Genomic DNA, 17,646 nt, shown 5'->3' on the forward strand with positions numbered 1-17,646 from the left:
TTGTCATTGCAATGCTTCAGTCATCGTCCGGACAGGATTTCGTCCGCATGGATGATGGCCCGCGCGATCTCCTCGGTCGGGATGCGCTTGCTCATCGCCTGTTCGCGGATGATCTTGTAGGCCTCGGCGTCGCTGACCCCACGGGTGCGCATCAGGATGGCCTTGGCGTCGTTGATCTGGTTCACGCTGAGCAGCTTCTGCTCCAGCCGCTGCACCCTTTTCTTGTAGCCGCGCATTTCCTGCGTCAGGCCGACGGTGAGCACCAGTGAGGCGAGTACGCCGGTCGAGCGCAGCGGCGCGCTCAGCACACCGGTCGCGCCCATGCGCAGCATGACTTCGAAAATGGTCGGGTTCTCGTAGCCGACGACGGCGATCACCGCCGGCGGCTGTTCGAAATTGCTGAAGTTCAGCGGCGCGTGCATTTCGTTCGACTGGATCGCGTAGTACACGACGTCGACCTTGTCCGGCAGGTCCTGCACCGGCGGCCAGAAGGTCTGTACCTGGCAGCCGATGCGCTGCAGCTGCTGGATCAGCACCTCGCCGTCGGCATCGCGCGGATGCAGCACGACGATGCGCAGATTGCGCAGCTGGGTCAGGAATTCAGGCGTGATGCGCTTGCTGCGCACGCCTGCGCGCGGCGGGCTACTCATGGCGACCTTCTTCGACCGCATTCACCCGCAGCCGTGTGCTCCAGTCGTCGAAGGAGTGACTGACCAGATAGGGGTCGGCCTCCACGCCGCCCGGGGTTTCGGCGAGTATCGTGAACTGGCCTTCGCTGTTCACCCGGCCGATGCGCGGGTACAGGCGGGCATGATGGTTATGCGGCAGGATGCGGATGCGGCCCTGCGGCGCGTCGAACTCGCGGCCGAGAACGTACGGCAGCAGGATGTCATGTTCGTCGCTGCCCGCTTCGCGGAAGGCGTCCGCGAACACATGCACCTGGTAGTAGGACGACTCCCAGCTCATGTTGGGCTGTACCTCGTTGCCGAACAGCTTGCGGAACAGCGCTACGCAGTCGCGGTTGCGCGGGGTGTCGATCGACTGGAAATAGGTGCCGCCGGTGTAGTGGCCTTCGGCCAGCCGGATACCCATTTCGGATACCTCTTCCTCGCTGGTGCACAGGCTTGCGATCGGCATTTTCTTCGGATCGAAACCGGCGTCCGCGTAGGCCTGGTAGAGCATGCGCGTGGTCTTGCCGACCATGGTCGAGAAGATGAAGTCCGGCTGCTTGGCCCTGATGTCCTTCATGATCGGCGTGAAGGCGCTTTCCTTCGCGTCAAGGTGCACATAGCGCTCGCCCACCTTGGCACCGCCCTGACGGTGGTGCACGAAGTCGCTCATGATGCGGTTCGACTCGTAGGGGAAGATGTAGTCGCTGCCGATCAGGTACACCCGCGCGCCGAATCGGGTCGACATGTAGTCGGCGAGCAGGGCGCTGTTCTGGTTCGGCGCACCACCGGTGTAGATGATGTTGTTCGAGAATTCGAAGCCCTCGTACATCGTGGGGCAGAACAGCAGACGGTTCCATCTTTCGACCACCGGCAGTACCGCCTTGCGCGTGCTCGACATGTAGCAGCCGAAGATGACATTGACCTTGTCGTCCTGAACCAGGCGCGTGGCCAGTGCGCGGAACTGCTGCGGGTTGGACTGCGGATCGTAGTAGACCGGAACCAGCTCCCGGCCGTCGATGCCGCCGGCATCGTTGATCTCGCGGATCGCGAAAAGCGTGCCGGCGAGCATCGTGTTTTCGATGCGGGATGTCACGCCCTCGCGCGAGAACAGGACACCGACCTTGATGGGATCGTTGATGGACACGGGTTTGCGGCCGGATGACTGAAAACGTGTCCGATACTAACAGACGCTTGACCGCGCGAAAGAGGCTCACTAAGATTCACTCAACGCTTCGCCCCGCCAGCACTGCCGGGCGCGAAGACGGGCAAAAAGGCCTGCACGGATCTCCGGATCCGGCAGGCCTTTTTGTTTTGGTTTTTCGCTTTCGAGTTTTCGCAGTTTTTCGAGATTTTTCGCATTGGCCAGTGCCGGCCGGTCGCGACAGGAGCTTCCAGATGTTCAACCCTTGAAGGAGAGTGCAGTGATTCCGATACCCAGGAAAGGCACGCCGGAACGCGACCGGCTGATCCAGGAACACCTCGAGTGCGTGAAGTCCATGGCCGGCGTGGCCGGCTTCTCGGTACTCAAGTGCGCGACGCCGGGTGACACCACCCACATCAGCGGCGGCGTGCACGAAGACCCTCTGCTCAGGCGCGTGCTGCTGCGCATGCGCGGCGCCTCGCCCAAAGGCAAGCTCATCGTCATCTGCACCAAGATCGACGCGGAATGGCGCATCGGGCGTCTGTCCGGCATACGCGGCGTACCGCCGGTATTCGTCGACGACACCGTCTACACCAGCGAGCAGGACATCCAGCACGCCATCTTCCTGATGCGTCTCGACGAGATGGAAGAGACCGACGGCATGCCCGAGCACTACCACGAAGGCTACAAGCGGCGCGACGACAACTGGCCGGTGACCTGATCACCGCCTCGCGCTGACGCGCGGCTGCGGCCGCACCCGTCTTCACCCCATCTACTGCAAAAGCATCCGAGCCCCCGGAGGGCGGCGCTCGGCCTGGAGAAATGACCATGTGTGCAATGCGACTGACCGGATACGCCGACAAGTTCAGTGTCCATCCGGGCGACACCATCAAGTTCTACGTCAATTGCGACGGACCGAAGAAGTACAGCGCGTCCATCGTGCAGATGATCAATGGCGACACCAATCCGCGCGGCCCCGGCTTCATCGAGAAGGCGGTGAAGGCCGACTGCGAGGGCGTCTACGACGGCATCAAGCAGGTCGTCTATGGCGGCTCGTACGGCTTCGTGGCGGACGCGCCGCAGCTGAAGCCGGACAGCTTCACGCTGCAGTGCTGGATCTGGCCGACCACGCCCAAGACCGACACGCGCTACTGGAAGCACGGCGCCCAGGGCCTGGTGACCAAGTGGTCGGGCGGCAAGGGTTACGGCCTGTTCATCAACACCGACGGCTGCGTCGAGCTGCGCATCAACGGTGAAACCTACTCGACCGGCGCACCGCTGCGCGACCACGCCTGGCACTTCATCGCGGCGAGCTTCGACGCGAAGACCGGCGATGTGGTGCTGTATCACGAGCCGCAGGTGGTGTATGCGCTGGACCCCGAAATCCCGCCGGTCAAGGCGACGTTCAAGGGCAAGGTCGAGCACACGAACCTGCCGCTGGTGATTGCCGGCTACGTGGATCATGTCGAGCCGGGGCCGCTGGGCCTGTCCTCGCTGCCGCAGGGCGTCATCGTCGGCGGCCACTACAACGGCAAGATCGACAGCCCGCGCCTGTGCAGCCGTGCGCTGTCGCGTTTCGAGATCGAAATGATGAAGGGCGGTGCGCAACCGGGACTGACCGAGCGCCGCAACGCCGGCCCGACCGGCGTGCTGTCGGAAGCCATCGTCGCCGCCTGGGACTTTTCCGACGGCATCGACACGCTGGTGGCGAAGGATGCCGGCCCCTACCGCTTCGACGCCACGCTTGTTAACTGCCCGACGCGCGCGCTGACCGGCTACAACTGGGCCGGCCAGACCTTCGACTGGAAGGTCGCGCCGAAGGAATACGGCGCCATCCACTTCCACGACGACGACCTCGACAACGCACGCTGGGAAGTGAGCTTCGAATGGAGCGTGCCGGCCGACATCAAGAGCCGCTTCTACGCCGCCAAGCTCACCACGCCGGAAGGTGACGAGGACTACATCCCGTTCTGGATCGTGCCGAAGATCGGCCAGGAACAGTCGAAGATCGCCGTGATGGTGCCCACCATCAGCTACATGGCGTACGCGAACGAGCACGTCGCGTGCAACGCCGGCGGCGCCGAACTGTTCGTCTATCGCGTGCCCATCATGCAGCAGCAGAACATGTTCCTCGCCGAACACCGCGAGTACGGCGGCTCGATCTACGACACCCACACCGACGGCAGCGGCATCTGCCTGTCGTCGCGGCTGCGGCCCATCCTGAGCATCCGTCCGAAGTACGACCATTTCCTGGCGCAGGCGCCGTGGCAGTACCCGGCCGACCTGCACCTGATCTGCTGGCTGGAACAGATGGGCTACGAGTACGACGTGTTCACCGACGAGGACGTGACCTATGACGGTCTGGCCCGGCTGGAGAACTACAACGTCATCATCACCGGCTCGCACCCGGAGCACAATTCGGGCACCCAGCTCGACGCGCTGCACAACTACACCCAGCGCGGCGGGCGCCTGATGTATATGGGCGCCGACGCCTGGTACTGGGTGCATTCCTTCCACCCGGCCTACGACGGACTGGGCCGCGGCATCGTCACTGAAATGCGCCGCTGCGAATCCGGCATCCGCACTTGGCGCGCCGATCCGGGCGAGTACTACCACCAGGGCACCGGCGAGCTGGGCGGCATGTGGCGCTATCGCGGCCGCTACCTGCATTCGGTGGCGGGTACCGGCATGTCGTCCGAAGGCTTCGACATTTCGTCCTACTTCTCGCGCACGCCGGAAAGTCTGGATCCGCGCGTCAGCTGGGCCTTTGACGGCATCAGCTACGAGGAGAACCTCGGCAACTTCGGTCTGGTCGGCGGCGGGGCGGCCGGTCTGGAACTGGACATCGTCGACACCATGCTGGGTTCGCCGCCGCACATCCTCACCGTCGCCACCTCGGCCGGCCGTCACACCGAGGCCTATCTGCTGGTGATGGAGGACTTCGGCTTCAACCAGCAAGGTCTGGACGGCACCGTGCATCCGCGCGTGCGCGCCGACATCACCTTCCACGAAACGCCCAATGGCGGCGGCTGCTTTGCCTTCAGCTCGATCGCCTACTGCGGTTCGCTGCCGTGGAACAACTGCGACAACAACATTTCGCGTCTGACCAAGAACGTGCTTGACCGCTTCATGCAGGACGGCCCGCTGCCGGCCGCGCCGAAGGAAGCGATCAAGCACCGCGGTCGCGCGGATTACGAGTCGCCGGCGCTGGCGTCGAAGAGCTGATGTGAGGTGCAGGCAGGGTTCGCTCGCCATGCGGGCGAACCCTGCGCAGATGGAATCAGACTGAGGATTCGTCAGATGGAATGCATGACCGAACATCCGGTTCACCTGCACCGCCGGCCGGGCAGGGCGGGCGAGGCATTCGACGTCGCCGCCTTCCGCGGGCTCGATTTTGCACGCGCCGAGGACGACGCGATCTGGACGCGCGAATGGGTGTGTGTGGGCAGCCCGCTCGACATTCCGGCCGCCGGCGATCTGCTGCCTTTCACCGTCGGCGATCACGCCATCCATGTGCAGCGCCTGCCGGATGGCGGATTCGCTGGCCGCTTCAACAAGGCGCAGCACGGCGGTTGTCGCGTGGTGCCGTTGCAGTGCCAGCAGGGCGCGAAGACGCCGTGCTCATTCACCTCCTGCGGTCACAGCCTCGACCGCCCGGCGATCGCGGCCGGTGAACTGGGTGAAGGCACGCCCGAGATGTACCAGTACCTCGGGCTGCGGCCGGAGCGCCTGCTGCCGGTGCGCACAGCGACCTGGGGGCCGCTGCTGTTCGTGAGCCTCGATCCGCACGGGGCATCGTTCGATCCGACCGCGCGCGCGCTGACGACGGCACTGCCGGCGTGGCGCGGCGAGGCCGCGGACCGCCACCGCATCCGCTGGATGAACTGCGACGCCAACTGGAAGCTGGTCGCCCAGCACCTGCTGGCGGCATCCGCCACGTGTGCGTCCGGCGAAGTCGCGCTGTGCCGTGGCGACGCCGAAGGCCGGGCGGCGCTGCTGTTTCCCAATCTCGTGCTGCTGTCGTCGCCGCTTGGCACCTGTGCCGTCGTGCTGCAGCCGGTGTCGCTAACCCGCACGCGGTGCCGGGTCGCGCAGTTCGGGCCTGACGACAGCCCGCTCGCGTGGGAGACGCTGCTGCACACCCGGCTTGCCGCCGCCGCGCAGGCGCAGTCAGCGATTGAAGGCGGCGGCATAGGCGGGCGTGGCTGTGACCCGGCCGGTCAGCTGGATGCCGGCGGACGATGGATCGAAACGCAGGTGATGGCGCGCATCGCTGCGCGCTGATCGGGCAAACCAGGAGATCTGCATATATGGACGCACTGATGGAAACGCCGCTGTCACTCGAAGACGCGGTGGTCGCCTACCGCGATGGCGATCTGCCGACCGCGGCGAGATTGTTCGAGGCGCTGGCCGAGGACGGCAATGCGGAGGCGCAGGCCTGGACCGGCGCGCTGTACGCGAATGGCGAAGGCGTGCCGGCTGATCTGGCGCAGGCCTTCCGCTGGTATCTGCGTGCCGCCGAGAGCGGCCACGTGCCGGCGCAGACCAATGTCGGCGCCATGCTGATGATGGGCAATGGCACGCCGACCGACCCGGAACGCGGCCTGCACTGGCTGCGCATCGCGGCCGAAGCGGGCGACGCGATGGCGCAGAGCAATCTGGCAACGCTGTACTTCAAGGGCCAGGGCACGGCGCAGGACGAAGTGCAGGCGGCGCACTGGTACCGGCAGGCGGCCGGGCAGGGGCACTTTCCCTCCCAGGCGCGGCTGGGTTTCATGTACGCCAACGGGCTGGGCGTGGACAAGGACAGGGCGCAGGCCTTCGCCTGGCTGTCGCTGGCCGCGCAGCACGGCGTGGGCAGCGCGCTCAACGCGCTCGAAGGCATGATCGGCCAGATGTCGGCCGAGGAGAAACAGAAGGGGGCCGCGCTGTTCGACCAGTGGCGCAGCCGCACCGCAGCGGTGTCGTCGCCGGCACGGCTGATTCCGGTTCCGGGGTGATGCGATGAGCTACAGCGTGCAGCAGATCAAGTTCGAGTGCCTCACCTACATCAAGGAGTTCGGCGCGCGCATGGACGAGTGGTCCATCGGCATGGCGGACGACCCTGAACACGCACTGTTCGGCCTGTGCGGCGTCGATCCGGAGCGCGACATCTGGCTGTGGAAGCCGGCGCTGTCGGTGAACGCCGCGCGCACCGTGGTCGACTTCATGACCGGCCGCTACCGTCTGCATCCGGCAAGGGCGTCGAGTGCGGCGGTGGGCGGACGCTGCGTGTTCATGTACCGGCGATCCACCGTGACGGAAGGGTCGTGACGCGACCGTATGGGCGCGATCTTCTGACGGCGAAGGGAGCCCGCATCGAAGCCCGAGGCAGGCAGACGCTGCGTTGCGGCCAAGGTCGCGCCCACCGGGATGCGCGTGAGTCTTAGCGGGCGCCGGGGTTTTGCGGGAGCGGGCTTGCTCGCGATTGCAGCCTTGATCTGAGCGTGAGGCCGGTCAAGGCCGCGCCCACAGAGGAGGGCGCGCCCTCATGCGAATCGTCGGTGCGTGCACGAAAATGCTGTTGTATTGATGGTGCGAAAGCGCGTGCATCGGCGCTTCCGGACCATTGAAAAGAATTTGAGAAAAAGCCGCTGTCGATGCTTGACGCACTGCAGCAGCCTTCCTATCATCGACTCAACTTTCCGCGTCGCCAGCATTGCCGGCGCGGAACAAGGCAAAAGGGCCTGCCCTGGATCTCCGGATCCGGGCAGGCCCTTTTTTTTCGCCTTCACGACACGTAAGTCCGCCCCGGCAACGACGACGGTGCGATCGCAAGCCACTTTCTTTCATCACTTCAATCGAGGTTCAACATGAAGAATCAATCCAGGCGCGACATCGTCAAGGGGCTGGCCCTCGCGGCAGTCGCCGGTCCGTGGATGGTGCGCAACGCCATGGCCGAAGACACGGTCAAGGTGGGCATCCTGCATTCGCTGACCGGCACCATCGCGCTGGCCGAAGCGTCGGTGGTCGACGCGGAAAAGCTGGCCATCGACGAAATCAACGCGGCCGGTGGCGTGCTCGGCAAGAAGATCGTGCCGGTGGTCGAGGACGGCGCCAGCGACTGGCCGACCTTCGCCGAAAAGGCGCGCAAGCTGCTTGACCGCGACAAGGTCGCGGCGGTGTTCGGCTGCTACACCTCGGCCTCGCGCAAGGCGGTGCTGCCGGTGTTCGAACAGCAGAAGGGTCTGCTGTACTACCCGACCTATTACGAAGGCCAGGAACAGTCGCCCAACATCCTGTACACCGCGCACGAAGCGACCCAGCAGTGCATACAGGCCTGCAACTGGCTGCTGGCCAACCGCGGCAAGAGCGTCTATCTGATCGGCTCGGACTACATCTGGCCGCGCGTCACCAACAAGATCGCGCGCCCGACCATCGTGAAGGGTGGCGGCAAGGTGCTGGGCGAGGAATACCTGCCGCTGGGCAGCACCAATTTCGGCTCCACCATCAACAAGATCAAGGCCACCAAGCCGGACATCATCCTGAGCACCGTGGTCGGTGGCTCCAATGTGGCCTTCTACAAGCAGCTGAAGGCCGCCGGCGTGAACTTCAGCAAGACCACGGTGATGGCGCTCGCGGTGTCGGAAGAGGAAGTGTCCGGCATTGGCAAGGAGAACGTGCAGGACGTGCTCACCTGCATGAGCTATCTGCAGAGCCTCGATAACCCGGCCAACAAGAAATTCGTCGCCGCCTTCAAGGCCAAGTACGGCGACAAGCGGGTGACCGGCGATACGCTGGCCAGCGCCTACACCGCGGTCTATCTGTGGAAGCAGGCGGTCGAGAAGGCCAAGAGCTTCGACGTCGACAAGGTGGTGGCGGCCTCGGCCAACCTCGAGTTCGAAGGGCCGGAAGGCAAGGTGAAGTTCCATGCCACCAACCATCATCTGTGGAAGCAGGCGCGCATCGGTTCCTTCATGGCGGACGGCCAGGTCAAGCTGATCTACGAATCGCCGCTGATCGAACCGAATCCGTATCCGACGCTGTAAGCGCATGCGGTCCTGCGACAGCGGGACCGCAGCGGCACGGCCGGCGCCGCGACCGTCGCGGCGCCGGCTCCTGTACCGAAAGATTCGAGATCGAACCATGCTCAGACTGACTGAAATCGTCGGCCACGCGTCCGACCCCGAACTGGCCGAGCGTCTGCACCAGATGGCACACGACGGCGTGGTGGAGCGCATCCACCTGTCGCGCACCGACCTTCAGCGACGCCGTCAGCGCGTGCTGACCGACCGCGGCAACGAGGTGGCGCTGATGCTGGACCGCGCATCGGCGCTCGACAACGGCTCAGTGCTGCTGCTCGAACCCGCCCGTGCGGTGATGGTGGTGCTCGACGAGCCTGAATGGCTGGTGCTGCGCGCACCGCACGCAGCCGGCGCGCTGGAGCTGGGTTACTTCGCCGGCAACATGCACTGGAAGGTGCGCTTCGAGGGCAGCTGCCTTTGGGTGCCGCTCGAAGGTCCGCGCGAAGGCTATGTGCAACGCCTCGCGCATCTGATCGCCCGTGGCGATGCCGAAATCATCGACGCCCCGGCCGTACCGGCGGGCGGGGTGCGCTATCTGGCGGTTCCGCATGCGCACTGACATGAATCACGCCGATCCCGCCCTCGGCCTGCCGGCTGACGACGGCGGTGCGCTGGACATGCTCACCATGCTGCAGTTCGCCGACAGCTTCTTTCCCAGCGGCGCGACCTCGTTCTCCTGGGGGCTGGAATCGCTGCGCCACGACGCCCGGGTGAGCAATGCCGAGCAGGTGTTCGAGGTGCTGTGCGCCCATATCGAACAGCGCTGGGCCGGCTTCGACCGGCCGCTGATGCACGCGGCCCGTGAAGCCTGGGTGCAGCGCGGCGCCGCCGCGCTCAGTGATGCGATCGAACTGGATCGCCTGTGCGAGGCGATGAACCTGACGCGCAGCTGGCGTGACGCCAGCCGCCGGCTCGGCTTCACCCAGCTCCGGGTGCATGCCGATCTGGGGCAGGGCATCGCCCAGGTCTATCTGGATCAGGTGCGTGCATCCGGCCTGCCCGGTCACCTGCCGGTGGTGCAGGGCCTGGTGTGGGGCGCGTACGGACTGTCGGCTGCCGGCTGTGACGCGATGGCGTCCAGCGGACTGTGCACCACGGTGGTCGGCGCGGCGCTGCGGCTGGGGCTGATCGGTCACACCGAAGGCCAGCGCCTGCTTACCCGTACGCGTCCGCTGATCGCCCGCGTGATGGCGGCGCCGCCATGCCCGGTCGACGCGCTGTGGAGCGGCGCACCGGTGCTCGACCTCGCCGCCATGCGCCACGAACCGCGCGCGGCGCGGCTGTTCGCCAACTGACAGGAGGGCGCACACATGCTGCTCACCCCGACCGAACTCGAAAGACTGACGATATTCAACGCCGCCGAACTGGCGCGCCGGCGCCGCGCGCGCGGCCTGAAGCTGAACTGCCCGGAGGCGATCGCGATCATCGTCGACGACATCCTCGAAGGTGCCCGCGACGGCCGCACGGTGGCCGAACTGATCGGCTTCGGCTCGCAGATCCTCACCAGCGACGACGTGCTGCCCGGCGTTGCGGCGCTGATGCCGATGATCCAGGTCGAGGCGAGCTTTCCGGACGGTACCAAGCTGGTGACCGTGCACGACCCGATACGGCCCGGACCCGATGCGGCGAAGCACGCGGTGCCTGATCGCGTACCGGGCGAAATCATCCCGGCCGACGGTCGCATCGAACTGAGCCCCGGCCGCCGTCGCGCCACGCTGCGCGCACTGAACACCGGCGACCGGCCGATACAGGTGGGCAGCCATTTCCACTTCTTCGAGGTGAACCGCGCGCTGGAATTCGATCGCGCGCTGGCCTGGGGCATGCATCTGGACATCGCCGCCGGCACCGCGGTGCGCTTCGAACCGGGCGAGGACAAGGAAGTGACGCTGGTCGCCTTCGGCGGCAGCGGCGAGGTGTTCGGCCTGAACCGGCTGGCCGAAGGATCGACCGCCGACGGCGCCGGCCTGCCCGATGCATTGATACGCGCCCGCGCCGCCGGATTCCGCGGCGCCTGACCGACAGAACACGGAGACCACCTGATGACATCGCTCTCCCGCCGCGACTACGCGGCGATGTACGGACCGACCAGGGGCGACATGGTGCGCCTGGGCGACACCTCGCTGCTGGCTGAGATCGAGCACGACTACACCACGCCGGGCGACGAGTGCCTGCACGGTGGTGGCAAGACGCTGCGCGACGGCCTCGGCATGATGGGCGGGCTCACGTCGGAACAGGGCGCGCTCGACATGCTGATCAGCAACGTCGTCGTGATCGACGCGGTGGCCGGCATCGTGAAAGGCGACATCGGCATCAAGGACGGCCGCATCGTCGCCATCGGCAAGGCCGGCAACCCGCACGTGATGGATGGCGTGCATCCGCAGCTGCTGGTGGGTAACGCCACGACGGTGCGCGACGGCGAAGGGCTGATCGCCACCGCTGGTGGGCTGGACGTGCATGTGCATTTCGATTCGGCGCAGCTGGTCGAGCACGCACTCGCCTCCGGCATCACGACGATGTTCGGCGGCTCGCTCGGCCCGATCACGGTGGGCATCGACTGCGGCGGCGCGTGGAACGTCGGCCGCATGCTGCAGGCGTCCGAACAGTGGCCGATGAATTTCGGCTTCCTCGGCCGCGGCAACTCCTCGCGCCCGGAGTCGCTGGTCGAGCAGATGAAGGCCGGCTGCATCGGCCTGAAGATCCACGAGGATTGGGGCGCCACGCCGGCCACCATAGACACCTGCCTGTCGGTCGCCGACGAGATGGATTTCCAGGTGCAGTTGCACACCGACACGCTGAACGAATCGGGTTTCCTCGAAGACACGCTGGCGGCGACCAAGGGCCGCACCATCCACATGTATCACACCGAGGGTGCGGGCGGCGGCCACGCGCCGGACGTGATCTGCGTGGCCGGTCTGCAGCACTGCCTGCCGTCGTCGACCAACCCCACCAACCCCTACACGGTGAATACCTTCGACGAACACCTGGACATGATCATGGTGTGTCACCACCTGAATCCTGCGGTGCCGGAGGACGTGGCGTTCGCCGAAAGCCGCATCCGCGCGCAGACCATCGCCGCGGAGGACGTGCTGCACGACATGGGTGCGATCTCCATGCTGGGTTCGGACAGCCAGGGCATGGGGCGCATCAATGAAGTGATCTGCCGCACCTGGCAGCTGGCCAGCAAGATGAAGGACCAGTTCGGCCGCCTGCCGGAAGAGACCACGCGCAGTGCCGACAACGAACGCATCCTGCGCTACATCGCCAAGTACACGATCAACGCGGCGCGCTCCTTCGGCGTCGATCACCACGTCGGTTCGCTGGAGCCGGGCAAGCTCGCCGACATCGTGCTGTGGCGCCCGGCCTTCTTCGGCATCAAGCCGGAAATCGTGGTCAAGGGCGGCTTCATCGCCTACGGCGCGATGGGCGATTCGGCAGCATCGCTGATGACCTGCGAGCCGCTCATCATGCGGCCGCAGTGGGGCGCCTTCGGTCGCGCGCCGCAGGGCCTGTCGGCCAACTTCGTCTGCGCCGCCTCGCTGGACAGCGACCTCCACGGCCGGCTCGACATCCGCAAGGCGCTGCTGCCGTGCAAGGGCACGCGCACGCTGCAGAAGGCCGACATGGTGCGCAACGCCGCCTGCCCGAACATCACGGTCAATCCGCAGACCTTCGAGGTCAGCGTCGACGGGCGCGTCATCAGCTGCCCGCCGGTCGACCGCGTGCCGCTCAACCGTCTTTACATGATGAGGTGATGCCATGTCCGCCCAGCTCTCTCCTTCTTCAAAGGCCCGGCCGCGTGGTGCGGCGCGGGTCGGCATCGGCGGCCCGGTCGGCTCCGGCAAGACCGCGCTGCTGGAACAGCTCATTCCGCGCTTCATCGCGCGCGGCACCGACATCGCGGTCATCACCAACGATCTGGTCACCGCCGAAGATGCCGAGCGCGTGCGCCGCAGCGGCCTGATCGCGCCGGAGCGCGTGTTGGCGGTGGAAACCGGTGCCTGCCCGCACACCGCGATCCGCGAGGACCCGACGCTGAATCTCGCCGCGGCCGACGAGCTGGACCGCGCCTACCCTGGCCTGGAACTGATCCTGATCGAAAGCGGCGGCGACAACCTGGCGTCCTCCTTCTCGCTCGATCTTGTTGATTACTGGCTGTTCGTGATCGACGTCGCCGGCGGCGACGACATTCCGCGCAAGCGCGGGCTGGGCGTGCTGCAAAGCGATCTGCTGGTGATCAACAAGGTCGACCTGGCGCCGCATGTGAACGTGAATCTCGATCGCATGGTGCGCGAGGCGCATGAAGTACGCGCCGGGCGTGCCACGCTGCTCACCAACTGCGCCCGTGGCGATGGCGTTGATGCGGTGGTCGAGCGCATCGCGCAGGAGGTGTTGTTTGATCGCTGAACCGGCACTGGCTGACGCGGCACACCGGGCGGCTCCCGACATGGGCGGGCGACCCTGCGTCGATCTCGCGTTCGCGCGCGACGCCGCCGGGCGCACCTATCTGGGCCGACAGTACGTCAGCTACCCGGTACATGTCGGGCGGGCGCTGCATGTCGATGGCTCGGCGCCCGATCTGTGCGTGGTGTATCTGCAGTCGGTGTCCGGCGGCCTGTTCGAGCACGAGCGGCTGGCCGGCCGGATCGAGGTGGGGCAGGGCGCGCGCGCCCATGTCGCAACGCCGGCCTCCACCATCGTGCATGCGATGCAGGGCGGGTCCGCGGTGCAGCGCATGCGGCTCGTCGCGCAGCCGGGCGCGCTGCTGGAATACCTGCCGGCGCCGCTCATCCTGTTTCCCGGCAGCCACATGGTGAGCGATACCGAGGTGACGCTGGCCGAGGGCGCGCTGGTCGTGGTGGCCGACAGCTTCCTGCCGCACGATCCGAAGGGCGGGCAGGGCTGTTTTGCGCGCATCGAATCGGCGATGACCGTCCGCGATGCGCAGGGGCAATTGCTGGCGCGCGAGTGCATGCGCATCGACGGCGCCGGCTGGCTGGCCGGCGGTGCCGGTGCGAACGCCGGTCTGCGCATGCACGGCTCGCTGTGGCTGCTGGGCAGCCCGGCGGAGGGCGAACTGCTGCAGGCGCTGCGCGCGCTGCCGGTACCCGCCGGCGAACTGGCGGGCGCCAGCCTGCTGCCGAATGGCGCCGGCATCGTGTTCCGCGCACTCGCCGGCGACGCGGTCGGGCTGGACAGACTCATGCACGCCGCCTGGAGCGCGGCGCGTACACATCACACCGGCTCAGCGCCGGCGCTGCGACGACGCTGATCGTCGCGGCACATCGATCCCGTTGGCGGGGCGTGGCGGATGGCGGAAGGGGCAAGCCGCCACGCCTCGCTGGCGGGACCCCACGAATTCAACGCGTACGCAGCTGCAGGCGGTCCATGACGCTGCGGGCGTGCGGTCAACCTTTGCTCAGGAATGCGGGACAGGTGCAGGTCACTCCCGCAGCGTATCCGGCAGATACTGCTTCATCGAGCGGGTCATCAGTTCGGCATCCGGAAACCAGCATTTCGCATCGAACGGCGCGTTGAGCATGATGATGGGCAGGTCAGGCCGGAACAGGCTGGACCAGGCAGACATGAAAGAAGATGAGCGGATGAGCACGTCACAGCGTGACAGCAGCAGCGTGTTGATCAGTGCTTCGCGCGCCTTCTGCCCGTTGTCGCCACGGGCTGCCTGGGTGTGGATGGCCTTGCCATCCCGGCTGCGCTCCTGGTCGTCGTGCGCGATCACCTCGATGCCGGCGATGCGGTCGCGTATCCAGTCGATGAAGGCCGCTTCGTCGCTGGACACGAACAGCACCTGCGTGTCCGGGTGGGCGCGGCGGTAGTTGTCGACCGTGGCTGCGCAGTCTTCCCAGGATACCCGGTGCGCTTCGGTGGCCTTGTCGGTGCCTCGAAAGTGCAGGCCGATCACCCGGCGCCGGTCGAAGTGCTGCGCGGCGAAGCGATCGACATGAGCCAGGATGTCCGGGCGAACGCGCAGCTGTTCGCGTATCAGCCGGGCCGCCTGACGCACCGATATCCGTGCCGGAATGTCGCGGGCGAGGCCCAGCTGGGCGAATTCCGAAATGCGGCTGATCCGGAGGGCGCGCACCGGCGTTCCGGGTGTGTCGCTCTGCCCGGAAGGCCGTTCGAACAGTTCACCCAGCCAGTCCTGACCGTGTACGCGCGCATAGAGCGGGCCGATCAGCCGGATGCGCGGCTCGAGCCCACGCTCCTCGCAGTACTTCAGCAGATAGACCACCCAGGTCAGCTGGGCGAACAGGCCGACCCAGGCGTCGATGTCTACCGCCAGCACGCCGCCGTTCGAGCGCTGCTGCAACGGGCAGTAGAGCGGCTTGAGGCGATTGTCCACGGAGCGCAGCAGCAGCCGTGTCCGGCTGCGCAGGGACCAGATGCGGGGGCGCAGGCTCATCGAGAGGCAAGGATGCGGAGCGATGTCTCGATCGTCATGTTATTGGGTTTTTGCGCTTCAGGTGGTGCAGTCGCCGGTGGGCGGCGTGTCGCGGATCGCAGGCCGGTATAATCGACGTTTCTCAATGATGTTTCGTCTGCATGTCCGGCACCGCGTGTCGTGCTCCGCGCCCGGAGCGCGAAGATGCGACGCCTGCGGCATGCCCGGAGTCCTTATGCTGTCTGCCACCGCCCCGCTGCCCGAGCAGGGCACCCCGTCGAACACCTTCCTGAAGTTCCGCAAGCGCCTCGAGCGCGCGGTCGGGCAGGCCATCGCCGACTACTCGATGATCGAGGACGGCGACGTGATCATGGTGTGCATGTCCGGCGGCAAGGATTCCTACACCATGCTGGAACTGCTGCGCGGCCTGCAGCTGCGCGCGCCGGTGCGCTTCCGGCTGATCGCCTTCAACCTCGACCAGAAGCAGCCGGGCTTTCCGGATCACATTCTGCCGGCCTATTTCGAATCGATCGGCGTCGAGTACCGGATCGAGACCGAAGACACCTACTCCATCGTCAAGGACAAGATTCCTGAAGGCAAGACCACCTGCGGCCTGTGCTCGCGGCTGCGTCGCGGCATCATCTATCGCGTGGCGTCCGAACTGGGCGCGACCAAGATCGCGCTCGGCCACCACCGGGACGACCTGCTGGAAACGCTGTTCCTGAACATGTTCTTCGGCGGCAAGATCAAGTCCATGCCGCCCAAGCTGGTCAGCGACGATGGCCGGCACATCGTGATCCGGCCGCTGGCCTACTGCACCGAACGTGACATCGAGCGCTTCGCCCGGGTGATGGACTACCCCATCATCCCCTGCAATCTGTGCGGCTCGCAGGAGAACGCGCAGCGCAAGCAGGTGAAGGCCATGCTGCAGGAGTGGGCGCGGCTCTACCCGGGCCGCATCGAATCGATGGCGACCGCGATGCGCAATGTCGTGCCTTCGCATCTGGCCGATCAGAAACTGTTCGATTTCGCCGGACTGAAGCCGGGCAGCGTGGTGGAGGAGGGCGACACCGCCTTCGATCCGCCGGAACTGCCGGTGCGCTCATGGGTGGAGGACGATGCGGTGGGTGGCATACCGGTCCGTCTGAACGTCGCCTCGGGTGGCGGCTGTGCTTGAGCGCTGGATGCGCAGGCCGCTGCGGGCGGTACCGGACCCGGACATGAGAATCCTGTTCTGCTGCATGGGCAACATCTGCCGTTCGCCGACTGCGGAGGGGGTGGTGCGTGCCCGCCTCGACGCCGCGGGACTGGGTGCTCAGGTGGCCGTCGATTCCGCTGGCACTCACGGCTACCACACCGGCGCGCGCCCCGATCCGCGGGCGATTGCCGCGGCATCGACGCGCGGCGTGGATATCAGCGGCATCCGGGCACGCAAGGTGGACGTGGCGGACTTCGAGCGCTTCGACCTGATCTATGCGATGGACCGCGACAACCTGCGCAATCTCGAGCGCCACTGCCCCGATCCGCTGCGCCACAAGCTGGCGCTCTTCCTGCAGCACGCCGACGCCTTCGACGAGGACGAAGTGCCCGACCCTTACTACGGCGGGCCGGCCGGTTTCGAGCGTGTGCTCGACCTGATCGAAGATGCCGCCGACGGTCTGGTGCGCGATCTGCAGCAGCGGCTCAAATGAAAACGGGCGGCCACGGCCGCCCGTCCTCTGTCGCCGGTCAGTGGGCGATCACTTGTCCAGCAGCGCCTTCAGATTTTTCAGGCCGTCGGTATAGACCGCCTTCATCGTGCCGGTGGCCGCTTCATCATCCTTGCCTGCGGCCGGATGTTCGCTGGCGTCGGCGCGGAAGAACACGCCCTTCCATTCCACCACCGAACCGCCGCCGTCGGCCGGCTTCACGGTCAGCGTGGACTTGTACTTGCTGACCGGCAGCGCACTGCCGTCCTGCGCGGTATAGGTGAAACTGCGGTCGGCGTCCGAAATCGCTTCCAGCTTTTCGATCACTTCGCCACCGCCCTTGATCTTCAGCGTGCGCACCGATCCGACCTCGCTGCCTGCGGTCGCGGTGCTGCTCTCGACTGCCGGGTGCCAGGACTGCAGCTGGGTGAAGTCCTTCACCTTGGCCCAGACCGCGTCCGGGCTGGCTTTCAGCGTGATGGACTCGTTCGCCTTCAGGCGCGACGGGCCGTGGGCGAACACGGTGGTGCTGGCGACGACGGCGAGCAGGGCTGCAAAAAGACGCATGGGTTTTTCTCCTCGTTTGTTGTGATTGAACCTGCGGGGCGCAGTGTCGGTGAAAACATCCGCCCTGTGACCGGGAAATTTTCCTGCGGATTCCAATGAAGAAGGGCCCGGACGA

The 17,646-nt window shown here is 66.1% G+C and carries 18 protein-coding genes; 14 read left to right on the top strand and 4 right to left on the bottom strand.

Annotation, left to right across the window (positions count from 1 at the left end; translation table 11 throughout):
- Positions 1-20: 20 nt before the first annotated feature.
- Positions 21-650, bottom strand: a complete 630-nt coding sequence (locus tag METUNV1_RS02865; RefSeq protein ID WP_008058657.1) for an ANTAR domain-containing response regulator — start codon at positions 648-650, stop codon at positions 21-23.
- Positions 643-1,815 carry a transporter substrate-binding domain-containing protein gene (locus METUNV1_RS02870; protein ID WP_008058658.1) on the bottom strand — a complete coding sequence of 391 codons (1,173 nt, stop codon included), beginning with the start codon at positions 1,813-1,815 and terminating at the stop codon, positions 643-645. The genes METUNV1_RS02865 and METUNV1_RS02870 overlap by 8 nt, the downstream gene beginning before the upstream one ends.
- A gap of 277 nt (positions 1,816-2,092) precedes the next feature.
- On the opposite strand from METUNV1_RS02870, the gene METUNV1_RS02875 reads away from it, so the two are divergent.
- From METUNV1_RS02875 to METUNV1_RS02930, 12 genes are all read left to right on the top strand, one after another.
- Positions 2,093-2,533, top strand: coding sequence for a N,N-dimethylformamidase alpha subunit family protein (locus tag METUNV1_RS02875; RefSeq protein ID WP_008058659.1), 441 nt, complete (start codon positions 2,093-2,095; stop codon positions 2,531-2,533).
- A gap of 116 nt (positions 2,534-2,649) precedes the next feature.
- Positions 2,650-5,037, top strand: coding sequence for a N,N-dimethylformamidase beta subunit family domain-containing protein (locus METUNV1_RS02880; protein WP_043358920.1), 2,388 nt, complete (start codon positions 2,650-2,652; stop codon positions 5,035-5,037).
- A gap of 75 nt (positions 5,038-5,112) precedes the next feature.
- Positions 5,113-6,096, top strand: a complete 984-nt coding sequence (locus tag METUNV1_RS02885; RefSeq protein WP_008058661.1) for a Rieske (2Fe-2S) protein — start codon at positions 5,113-5,115, stop codon at positions 6,094-6,096.
- A 26-nt stretch (positions 6,097-6,122) separates the two neighbouring features.
- Entirely contained in the window at positions 6,123-6,812 is a 690-nt protein-coding gene (locus tag METUNV1_RS02890; protein WP_008058663.1) for a tetratricopeptide repeat protein, read from the top strand.
- Positions 6,813-6,816: 4 nt separating this feature from the next.
- Positions 6,817-7,125: a hypothetical protein gene (locus tag METUNV1_RS02895; RefSeq protein WP_008058665.1), complete on the top strand. Its 309-nt coding sequence runs from the start codon at positions 6,817-6,819 to the stop codon at positions 7,123-7,125.
- Positions 7,126-7,664: 539 nt separating this feature from the next.
- On the top strand, positions 7,665-8,840 hold the full coding sequence (gene urtA, locus METUNV1_RS02900; protein ID WP_008058669.1) for an urea ABC transporter substrate-binding protein: 1,176 nt from the start codon (positions 7,665-7,667) through the stop codon (positions 8,838-8,840).
- A gap of 97 nt (positions 8,841-8,937) precedes the next feature.
- The gene (locus METUNV1_RS02905) at positions 8,938-9,435 is read left to right on the top strand and encodes an urease accessory protein UreE (protein WP_008058670.1); all 498 of its coding nucleotides are present in this window, start codon (positions 8,938-8,940) and stop codon (positions 9,433-9,435) included.
- A 1-nt stretch (position 9,436) separates the two neighbouring features.
- Complete coding sequence (locus tag METUNV1_RS02910; RefSeq protein WP_008058671.1) at positions 9,437-10,171, top strand: urease accessory protein UreF; 735 nt, start codon at positions 9,437-9,439, stop codon at positions 10,169-10,171.
- Positions 10,172-10,186: 15 nt separating this feature from the next.
- Complete coding sequence (locus METUNV1_RS02915) at positions 10,187-10,891, top strand: urease subunit beta (RefSeq protein ID WP_008058672.1); 705 nt, start codon at positions 10,187-10,189, stop codon at positions 10,889-10,891.
- Between the two features lie 24 nt (positions 10,892-10,915).
- Positions 10,916-12,628, top strand: coding sequence for an urease subunit alpha (gene ureC / locus METUNV1_RS02920; protein WP_008058673.1), 1,713 nt, complete (start codon positions 10,916-10,918; stop codon positions 12,626-12,628).
- A gap of 4 nt (positions 12,629-12,632) precedes the next feature.
- The gene (gene ureG, locus METUNV1_RS02925) at positions 12,633-13,280 is read left to right on the top strand and encodes an urease accessory protein UreG (RefSeq protein ID WP_008058675.1); all 648 of its coding nucleotides are present in this window, start codon (positions 12,633-12,635) and stop codon (positions 13,278-13,280) included.
- The gene (locus METUNV1_RS02930) at positions 13,270-14,145 is read left to right on the top strand and encodes an urease accessory protein UreD (protein ID WP_008058676.1); all 876 of its coding nucleotides are present in this window, start codon (positions 13,270-13,272) and stop codon (positions 14,143-14,145) included. The genes ureG and METUNV1_RS02930 overlap by 11 nt, the downstream gene beginning before the upstream one ends.
- A 171-nt stretch (positions 14,146-14,316) precedes the next feature.
- Here the strand turns inward: METUNV1_RS02930 and METUNV1_RS02935 are convergent, their stop codons facing one another.
- Positions 14,317-15,297, bottom strand: coding sequence for a nodulation protein NodZ (locus tag METUNV1_RS02935; protein WP_008058677.1), 981 nt, complete (start codon positions 15,295-15,297; stop codon positions 14,317-14,319).
- 214 nt (positions 15,298-15,511) lie between these two features.
- Here METUNV1_RS02935 and ttcA point away from each other — a divergent pair, with 214 nt between their 5' ends.
- Together ttcA and METUNV1_RS02945 are read left to right on the top strand one after the other, a co-directional pair.
- Positions 15,512-16,453 carry a tRNA 2-thiocytidine(32) synthetase TtcA gene (gene ttcA, locus METUNV1_RS02940; RefSeq protein WP_008058678.1) on the top strand — a complete coding sequence of 314 codons (942 nt, stop codon included), beginning with the start codon at positions 15,512-15,514 and terminating at the stop codon, positions 16,451-16,453.
- Between the two features lie 7 nt (positions 16,454-16,460).
- Positions 16,461-16,967 (top strand): low molecular weight protein-tyrosine-phosphatase, encoded by a 507-nt coding sequence (locus METUNV1_RS02945; RefSeq protein ID WP_051165294.1) that lies wholly within the window; start codon positions 16,461-16,463, stop codon positions 16,965-16,967.
- 48 nt (positions 16,968-17,015) lie between these two features.
- On the opposite strand, the gene METUNV1_RS02950 is transcribed toward METUNV1_RS02945, so the two are convergent.
- Entirely contained in the window at positions 17,016-17,531 is a 516-nt protein-coding gene (locus tag METUNV1_RS02950; protein WP_008058681.1) for an SRPBCC family protein, read from the bottom strand.
- Positions 17,532-17,646 lie beyond the last annotated feature (115 nt).

This window comes from Methyloversatilis universalis FAM5, from assembly GCF_000214035.2.
In the GTDB taxonomy this organism is placed as follows: Bacteria; Pseudomonadota; Gammaproteobacteria; order Burkholderiales; family Rhodocyclaceae; genus Methyloversatilis; species Methyloversatilis universalis.

Bases quoted from the DNA above. Each gene is read 5' to 3' on its own strand.
- METUNV1_RS02865 (WP_008058657.1), bottom strand. From the start codon at position 650: ATGAGTAGCCCGCCGCGCGCAGGCGTGCGCAGCAAGCGCATCACGCCT.
- METUNV1_RS02890 (WP_008058663.1), top strand. From the start codon at position 6,123: ATGGACGCACTGATGGAAACGCCGCTGTCACTCGAAGACGCGGTGGTC.
- ureG (WP_008058675.1), top strand. From the start codon at position 12,633: ATGTCCGCCCAGCTCTCTCCTTCTTCAAAGGCCCGGCCGCGTGGTGCG.
- ttcA (WP_008058678.1), top strand. From the start codon at position 15,512: ATGCTGTCTGCCACCGCCCCGCTGCCCGAGCAGGGCACCCCGTCGAAC.
- METUNV1_RS02895 (WP_008058665.1), top strand. From the start codon at position 6,817: ATGAGCTACAGCGTGCAGCAGATCAAGTTCGAGTGCCTCACCTACATC.
- urtA (WP_008058669.1), top strand. From the start codon at position 7,665: ATGAAGAATCAATCCAGGCGCGACATCGTCAAGGGGCTGGCCCTCGCG.
- METUNV1_RS02915 (WP_008058672.1), top strand. From the start codon at position 10,187: ATGCTGCTCACCCCGACCGAACTCGAAAGACTGACGATATTCAACGCC.
- ureC (WP_008058673.1), top strand. From the start codon at position 10,916: ATGACATCGCTCTCCCGCCGCGACTACGCGGCGATGTACGGACCGACC.
- METUNV1_RS02950 (WP_008058681.1), bottom strand. From the start codon at position 17,531: ATGCGTCTTTTTGCAGCCCTGCTCGCCGTCGTCGCCAGCACCACCGTG.
- METUNV1_RS02880 (WP_043358920.1), top strand. From the start codon at position 2,650: ATGCGACTGACCGGATACGCCGACAAGTTCAGTGTCCATCCGGGCGAC.
- METUNV1_RS02910 (WP_008058671.1), top strand. From the start codon at position 9,437: ATGAATCACGCCGATCCCGCCCTCGGCCTGCCGGCTGACGACGGCGGT.
- METUNV1_RS02885 (WP_008058661.1), top strand. From the start codon at position 5,113: ATGGAATGCATGACCGAACATCCGGTTCACCTGCACCGCCGGCCGGGC.
- METUNV1_RS02935 (WP_008058677.1), bottom strand. From the start codon at position 15,297: ATGAGCCTGCGCCCCCGCATCTGGTCCCTGCGCAGCCGGACACGGCTG.
- METUNV1_RS02945 (WP_051165294.1), top strand. From the start codon at position 16,461: ATGCGCAGGCCGCTGCGGGCGGTACCGGACCCGGACATGAGAATCCTG.
- METUNV1_RS02905 (WP_008058670.1), top strand. From the start codon at position 8,938: ATGCTCAGACTGACTGAAATCGTCGGCCACGCGTCCGACCCCGAACTG.